The sequence below is a fragment of the Polaromonas sp. genome (assembly GCF_041689105.1).
In the GTDB taxonomy this organism is placed as follows: Bacteria; Pseudomonadota; Gammaproteobacteria; order Burkholderiales; family Burkholderiaceae_C; genus Polaromonas.
The window spans coordinates 1-6555 of sequence record NZ_JBDNGU010000100.1 but is presented as its reverse complement, the minus strand read 5'-3'; the positions used below and the strand labels follow the sequence as shown (position 1 = coordinate 6555).

The window sequence follows — 6555 nt, the reverse complement described above, 5'->3', positions numbered from 1 at the left end:
CTAATCAGTGCTTTGCTGTCTGAACAGGATGAGGAGTGGATGGCCGCAAAAATCTATCTGACCATGAAATCCTGAGCACTGCAAATCAACAACACCCAAAACTAAATTTCGGAAATTTACAGAAAAGAAGTTGCTTTATCTTTGACACCCCCGGTTAGCATCAACTTACAAGTTTCGGATGTTGTCTGACGACAACGTATCGTCACAAGTGGTTACGGTTGCCGCTACACGCAAGGCGTGGGCCACTGTGCACGCGGCCCGCAGTGTTCAGGCTTGAAGCAGGATGCGCAACATGCGCCGCAAGGGCTCGGCCGCCCCCCACAGGAGCTGGTCGCCGACCGTGAAGGCGCCCAGGTAGTCCGGCCCCATGGTCAGCTTGCGCAACCGGCCCACCGGAATGTCCATGGTGCCCGTGACGGCCACTGGGGTCAGGTCGGTGATGCTGGCTTCGCGCGTGTTGGGCACGACTTTGACCCATTCGTTGTCGGCGGCGATCATGGCCTCGATGTCGGCCAGTGGCACATCTTTCTTCAGTTTGAAAGTCAGTGCCTGGCTGTGGCAACGCATCGCTCCGATTCGTACGCAAAACCCGTCCACTGGCGTCTCGGCGGTGCCGAAGCGCGCGCCCTGGCCAAGTATCTTGTTGGTTTCGGCGCCGCCTTTCCATTCTTCCTTGCTCATGCCATTGCCGAGGTCCTTGTCGATCCAGGGAATCAGCGATCCACCCAGCGGCACCCCGAAGTTGGCCGTCTCGGCCGACGACAGCGATTGCTGTCTGGCCAGTACGCGGCGGTCGATTTCCAGGATGGCCGACTTGGGGTCGTCCAGCAGCGCGCGCACATCGGCATTGAGCGTGCCGTACTGTGTCAGCAGTTCGCGCATGTGCTGGGCGCCGCCGCCCGATGCCGCCTGGTAGGTCATGCTGGTCATCCATTCGACCAGGCCAGCCTTGTAGAGCGCGCCCACACCCATCAGCATGCAGCTGACGGTGCAGTTGCCGCCAATCCAGTTTTTGCCGCCCTTGGCCATGGCATTCTGGATCACCGGCAGGTTGACCGGGTCCAGCACGATGATGGCGTCGTCGTTCATGCGCAGGGTCGATGCTGCATCAATCCAGTGCCCGGTCCAGCCGGCGGCACGAAGCTTGGGGTAGACCTCAGAGGTGTAGTCGCCGCCCTGGGCGGTCAGGATCACGTCGCACTTCTTGAGCGCCTCAATATCGTAGGCGTCCTTGAGCGTGGTCTCGTTTTTGGCCTGCGCCGGTGCCTTGCCGCCAGCGTTCGAGGTCGAAAAGAAAACCGGCTCGATCAGGTCGAAGTCGCCTTCGGCCTGCATGCGGTCGATCAGCACCGAGCCGACCATGCCGCGCCAGCCGACGAGTCCCGTGAGATTGCCCTTGAGTTTCATGATGTCGCCCTTCAAAAAGTCAAAAATATGGCTTTTGGGCCCGGCTCATCGAGCCGGCAGGGCACGACGAACCAGGCTTGCTAGCCTTTAATGGTGGTCGTTTTGGTGGTCTGGGCAAAAACCGGCGCAGCGCTGATCGCGCGCGGAGCGGCGACAAAGCGGGTGGAATCGGGGTTTTTACGCATGGGGCTATTGTAATCAAGGCCGGCCGGACCGACGCTGCAGCGCGTCACTTACCGGCCTGGCCTGTGGCTGCCAGCCAACGCCGAGGCGCTGGCGGCGAATTTTCAGGACTGGCTCAGCGCCGCAACGACGGCGTCGCCCATCTGCAACGTGCCGACTTTGGTCGTGCCTTCGCTGTAGATGTCGGGTGTACGCAGGCCCTGCGTCAACACCGCGTCCACGGCTTTTTCGATGCGCACGGCGGCTTCGGGCTGGTTCAAGCTAAATCGGAGCATCATGGCCGCGCTGAGGATGGTTGCCAGTGGGTTCGCCACGCCTTTGCCGGCGATGTCCGGGGCGCTGCCGTGGCTGGGCTCGTAGAGGCCCTGGTTTTTTTCGTTCAGGCTAGCCGAGGGCAGCATGCCTATGCTGCCGGTCAGCATGGCGGCTGCGTCGCTCAAGATGTCGCCGAACATGTTGCCGGTGACCACCACGTCGAATTTCTTGGGTGCCTTGACCAGCTGCATGGCGGCGTTGTCCACGTACATGTGGTCCAGCGCGACGTCGGGGTACTGCAGCCCGATCTCGGTCACCACGTCTTTCCAGAGCTGGAAGGTCTCCAGCACGTTGGCTTTATCGACGCTGGTCACGCTCTTTTTACCTCCGTTTTCGCCGCGTTTGCGTGCCGCCTGAAAGGCGACGTGCGCGATACGTTCGATTTCGGGGCGCGAATAACGCATGGTGTCAAAGGCTTCCTCGCTGCCGGGAAAATGGCCATCGGTGGCGGTGCGACGCCCGCGCGGCTGGCCGAAGTAGATGTCGCCGGTCAGCTCGCGGATGATCAGGATGTCCAGGCCGGACACCAGCTCGCGTTTCAGGCTGGAGGCATCCACCAGCTGCGGGTAGCAGATGGCAGGGCGGAAGTTGGCAAACAGGCCCAGGTTCTTGCGCAGGCCCAGAATCGCCTGTTCGGGACGCAGCGGGCGGTCCAGCGTGTCGTATTTCCAGTCGCCTACCGCGCCGAACAGGATGGCGTCGGACTCTTTGGCCAGCTTGAGCGTGGCGTCGGGCAGCGGGTGACCGTGGGACTCGTAGGCGGCGCCGCCGACCAGCGCGGTTTCGGTCTCAAAGCGAAGGTCGAGTGCCTTCAGGACCTTGACGGCCTCGGCGACGATTTCGGTGCCTATGCCGTCACCCGGGAGAATTGCGATTTTCATGTCTTGTTTTTTTCTGGATTTACTATTATTTTGATAGCTGCTTGCGCCCGTCCTGAAAGGGCGGACGGCACTTTTTGCTTGGGGCTTGCGGGCTGGGAAAGGGTTTTCGGCTTTTATGCTGGCAGGCGGTTCGCCAGCCAGGGCTTGGTAGCCAGCCGTTCCGCTTCAAACGCCTTGATCTTGTCGCTTTGGCGCAGGGTCAGGCCGATGTCGTCGTAGCCGCCGAGCAGACAGAATTTTTTGAAGGCCTGTACCTCGAAGGCAATCTCTTCGCCCTGCGGCTTGACCACCATTTGGCGCTCCAGGTCGATGGTCAACTGGTAATCCGGAAAGGCCAGCGCCTCGTCAAACAGCTGGCCGACCTGCGCTTCGCTCAGCACGATGGGCAGCAGGCCGTTCTTGAAGCTGTTGTTGAAGAAGATGTCGGCATAGCTGGGCGCGATGATGGCGCGAAAGCCGTACTGGTCCAGCGCCCAGGGCGCGTGCTCGCGCGAGGAGCCGCAGCCGAAATTCTTGCGCGCCAGCAGGATGGACGCGCCCTTGTAACGCGGCTGGTTCAGCACGAAGTCCGGATTCGGCTTGCGCGCGGCCGGGTCCTGGCCGGGAAAGCCGGGATCGAGATAGCGCCAGGCGTCAAACAGATGCGGACCGAAGCCGGTCTTGCGGATGGATTTCAGAAACTGCTTGGGAATGATGGCGTCGGTGTCGACGTTCTCGCGGTCCATGGGCGCGACCAGGCCTTTGTGTACGGTGAATTTCTGCATGGTGCGGCCTCTCAGGAGAATTTGCGGATATCGACAAAATGGCCATGCACCGCAGCGGCCGCAGCCATGGCCGGGCTGACCAGATGCGTGCGACCGCCGGCGCCCTGCCGGCCTTCGAAGTTGCGGTTGCTCGTCGAGGCGCAGCGTTCGCCCGGTTCCAGCCGGTCGGCATTCATCGCCAGGCACATCGAGCAACCCGGTTCGCGCCACTCAAAGCCCGCAGCCACAAAAATCTTGTCCAGGCCTTCACGCTCGGCTTGCTCCTTGACCAGACCGGAACCTGGCACGACCAACGCCAGCTTGACGTTGCCGGCGACCTTCTGGCCTATTTTCTGGATGATGGCCGCAGCCTCACGCATGTCCTCGATGCGGCTGTTGGTGCACGAGCCGATGAAGACCTTGTCGATCATGATGTCGCTGATGGCCTTGCCCGGTTGCAGGCCCATGTAGGTCAGGGCGCGCTCAATGGCGTCGCGTTTGCCGGCGTCTTTTTCCTTGTCGGGGTCGGGCACGCGGTCGTCGATGGACAGCACCATCTCGGGCGAGGTGCCCCAAGTGACCTGCGGGCGGATCTGCGCGGCGTCGAGCTTGACGACGGTGTCGAATTTGGCGTCCGGATCGGACTGCAGCGTGCTCCAGTACTGCGCCGCCTGGTCCCACTCGACGCCGGTGGGCGCGAGCGGCCGGCCTTTGACGTAAGCAAGGGTTTTGTCGTCCACCGCTACCAGGCCGGCACGGGCGCCGGCTTCGATGGCCATGTTGCAGACGGTCATGCGGCCTTCCATGCTGAGCGCACGGATGGCCAGGCCGCCGAACTCGATGGTGTAGCCGGTGCCGCCAGCCGTGCCGATCTTGCCGATGATGGCCAGCACGATGTCCTTGCCGGTCAGGCCGGGCGCCAGCTTGCCGTCCACATGGACCAGCATGTTTTTTGCTTTTTTTGCCAGGAGGGTCTGCGTCGCCATCACGTGTTCGACCTCGCTGGTGCCTATGCCGTGGGCCAGCGCGCCGAAAGCGCCGTGGGTGGAGGTGTGCGAGTCGCCGCAGACCACGGTCATGCCGGGCAGGGTCGCGCCGCTTTCGGGGCCGATCACATGCACGATGCCCTGGCGTTTGGACAGAAACGGAAAGTAGGCGGCCGCGCCGAACTCGGCGATGTTGCTGTCCAGCGTGGTGATCTGCTCTTTGCTGACCAGGTCGGTGATGCCGTCGTAGCCCAGCTCCCACCCGGTGGTCGGCGTGTTGTGGTCGGCGGTGGCGACGATGGAGCTGACGCGCCAGACCTTGCGGCCGGCCTCACGCAGGCCTTCAAAGGCCTGCGGGCTCGTGACCTCGTGCACCAGGTGCCGGTCAATGTAGAGGATGGCCGTACCGTCTTCCTCGGTGTGGACGACGTGTTCGTCCCAGATCTTGTCGTAAAGGGTGCGTCCCATGTGTTTTCCTTGGTGGTTCCCTGATTTTAAGTAGTTGTCGCCGCGTCTGCGACAACTGCACGCGCGATGAGGTGATCGACCGACCGACAGGCGGTGACGGCCAGTGATGTGATTGCCCCTGCAAATCAAGGGGAAACCGCTGGAATGGGACCATACCAGCTTTTGAAAGGACTGCTCCCATGATCTATAGCGCTCTAAAACTTGTGCACCTTTTGTCGGTGATCGTCTGGATTGGTGGAATGGTGTTTGTTCATTTCTTCTTGCGTCCAGCGGTGGCCGCTTTGGAGGCGCCGCCTCGGGTGCGTCTGATGCACGATGTACTGGGACGGTTTTTTCGGGCAGTTCTGGTGGTGGCGAGCCTCACACTCATCAGCGGCCTGTGGATGATCGGGCGGGTCGCCAAACAGGCGGTTCAGTCGGGCGGATCATTCGCCATGCCGCTGGACTGGACGGTGATGACCGTCCTGGGCATTTCGATGGTGCTTATTTTCGGCCACATACGCTTTTCTTTGTACAAGCGTCTTGACCGTGCCGTGGCAGCCGGCGACTGGGTTGCGGGCGGTGCGGCGCTCGCAAGTATCCGGCCGTGGGTGGCTATCAACATCGCCCTCGGTGCGGGCATTGTGTGCTTCACACTGCTGGTGTAGCCCCTCGGTCAAGCCACAAAGCGGCGCAGGTTGACTGGTGAGGAGCGTTGCCGACTCGACAGCCACCAGTGCAGACCAATAGCCAGCGTCAGTAAAAGCAGCATACCGAAAAACCACAACACCCAGATGACAGGGGCCAGCCAACCGACCAGTGCGGCCAGCCATGGCAACACCTGAACCATGCCCGCCAGCAGGGCACTGGCGCTTTCTCCCAAGGGCGCTAACCAGCCGGACGGAATCCAGACCGCCAGCCAGGCTGGCAAAGCCACGTCCGCGCCTTGGCCCATGTTCTGGAGCACTCCAGCACCGCGTGTGCCCATCCACGATGCCACGCCAGCCAAAGCCGTAGCGCACAGGGTCCACAAGCCGGCCAGAAAAACAGTCACCGCCCAAGTTGCCAATTTCATGCTTTTCTCCGGCTACCCTGCAACAACAGCAAGGCTTATTGGCAGGATTTCTGGGTCAAAGTCAATAGCCCCACATTCCCTCGGAGAACAGGCGGTTTGCGCCTGTTTTTTACTGCGGATACTTTGCGGGCTTGGCCAGCTGCCATCAAGTAGCCACTGCGCGCGATGCTCACGCCAGCCTGACTGCGTTGCACGCCACCCGCCTGAATAGCCATGCTGCGGGACGCGCTGGATCAGCGTGCGGTGATAGGCTTCACGTCACGCGCGGCCGAGCCGTCGTACAACTGGCGCGGACGGCCGATCTTGTACTCTGGGTCGCCGATCATTTCATTGAGTTGGGCGATCCAGCCGACGGTGCGGGCCAGCGCAAACACGGCGGTGAACAGCGGCACGGGGATGCCGATGGCGCGCTGCACAATGCCGGAGTAGAAGTCCACGTTGGGGTAGAGCTTGCGCGAGACGAAGTAGTCGTCTTCCAGCGCGATCTTTTCCAGGGCCATGGCGAGCTTGAACAGTGG

Annotated in this window: 7 protein-coding genes; 1 reads left to right on the top strand and 6 read right to left on the bottom strand. The window is 61.7% G+C overall.

Annotated elements, in window-relative coordinates:
- Positions 1-267: 267 nt before the first annotated feature.
- The 4 genes from asd to leuC form a co-directional block, all read right to left on the bottom strand.
- Positions 268-1407: an aspartate-semialdehyde dehydrogenase gene (gene asd, locus ACESMT_RS10195; protein ID WP_372826473.1), complete on the bottom strand. Its 1140-nt coding sequence runs from the start codon at positions 1405-1407 to the stop codon at positions 268-270.
- A 287-nt stretch (positions 1408-1694) separates the two neighbouring features.
- Positions 1695-2786 carry a 3-isopropylmalate dehydrogenase gene (gene leuB / locus ACESMT_RS10190; protein WP_372826472.1) on the bottom strand — a complete coding sequence of 364 codons (1092 nt, stop codon included), beginning with the start codon at positions 2784-2786 and terminating at the stop codon, positions 1695-1697.
- Positions 2787-2899: 113 nt separating this feature from the next.
- Positions 2900-3550 (bottom strand): 3-isopropylmalate dehydratase small subunit, encoded by a 651-nt coding sequence (gene leuD / locus ACESMT_RS10185; protein ID WP_372826471.1) that lies wholly within the window; start codon positions 3548-3550, stop codon positions 2900-2902.
- 11 nt (positions 3551-3561) lie between these two features.
- Positions 3562-4983 carry a 3-isopropylmalate dehydratase large subunit gene (leuC, locus tag ACESMT_RS10180; protein WP_372826470.1) on the bottom strand — a complete coding sequence of 474 codons (1422 nt, stop codon included), beginning with the start codon at positions 4981-4983 and terminating at the stop codon, positions 3562-3564.
- A 179-nt stretch (positions 4984-5162) separates the two neighbouring features.
- On the opposite strand from leuC, the gene ACESMT_RS10175 reads away from it, so the two are divergent.
- Positions 5163-5630 (top strand): CopD family protein, encoded by a 468-nt coding sequence (locus ACESMT_RS10175; RefSeq protein ID WP_372826469.1) that lies wholly within the window; start codon positions 5163-5165, stop codon positions 5628-5630.
- A gap of 8 nt (positions 5631-5638) precedes the next feature.
- Here ACESMT_RS10175 and ACESMT_RS10170 read toward each other — a convergent pair whose 3' ends face one another.
- Positions 5639-6037, bottom strand: coding sequence for a hypothetical protein (locus tag ACESMT_RS10170; RefSeq protein ID WP_372826468.1), 399 nt, complete (start codon positions 6035-6037; stop codon positions 5639-5641).
- A 233-nt stretch (positions 6038-6270) separates the two neighbouring features.
- Positions 6271-6555: citrate/2-methylcitrate synthase (locus tag ACESMT_RS10165; protein ID WP_372826467.1), on the bottom strand; the 285-nt coding region annotated here is incomplete at its 5' end.

What these genes read in the sequence shown, in the direction of transcription:
- asd (WP_372826473.1), bottom strand. Translation starts at nt 1,407, where the DNA reads ATGAAACTCAAGGGCAATCTCACGGGACTCGTCGGCTGGCGCGGCATG.
- ACESMT_RS10175 (WP_372826469.1), top strand. Translation starts at nt 5,163, where the DNA reads ATGATCTATAGCGCTCTAAAACTTGTGCACCTTTTGTCGGTGATCGTC.
- leuB (WP_372826472.1), bottom strand. Translation starts at nt 2,786, where the DNA reads ATGAAAATCGCAATTCTCCCGGGTGACGGCATAGGCACCGAAATCGTC.
- leuC (WP_372826470.1), bottom strand. Translation starts at nt 4,983, where the DNA reads ATGGGACGCACCCTTTACGACAAGATCTGGGACGAACACGTCGTCCAC.
- leuD (WP_372826471.1), bottom strand. Translation starts at nt 3,550, where the DNA reads ATGCAGAAATTCACCGTACACAAAGGCCTGGTCGCGCCCATGGACCGC.
- ACESMT_RS10170 (WP_372826468.1), bottom strand. Translation starts at nt 6,037, where the DNA reads ATGAAATTGGCAACTTGGGCGGTGACTGTTTTTCTGGCCGGCTTGTGG.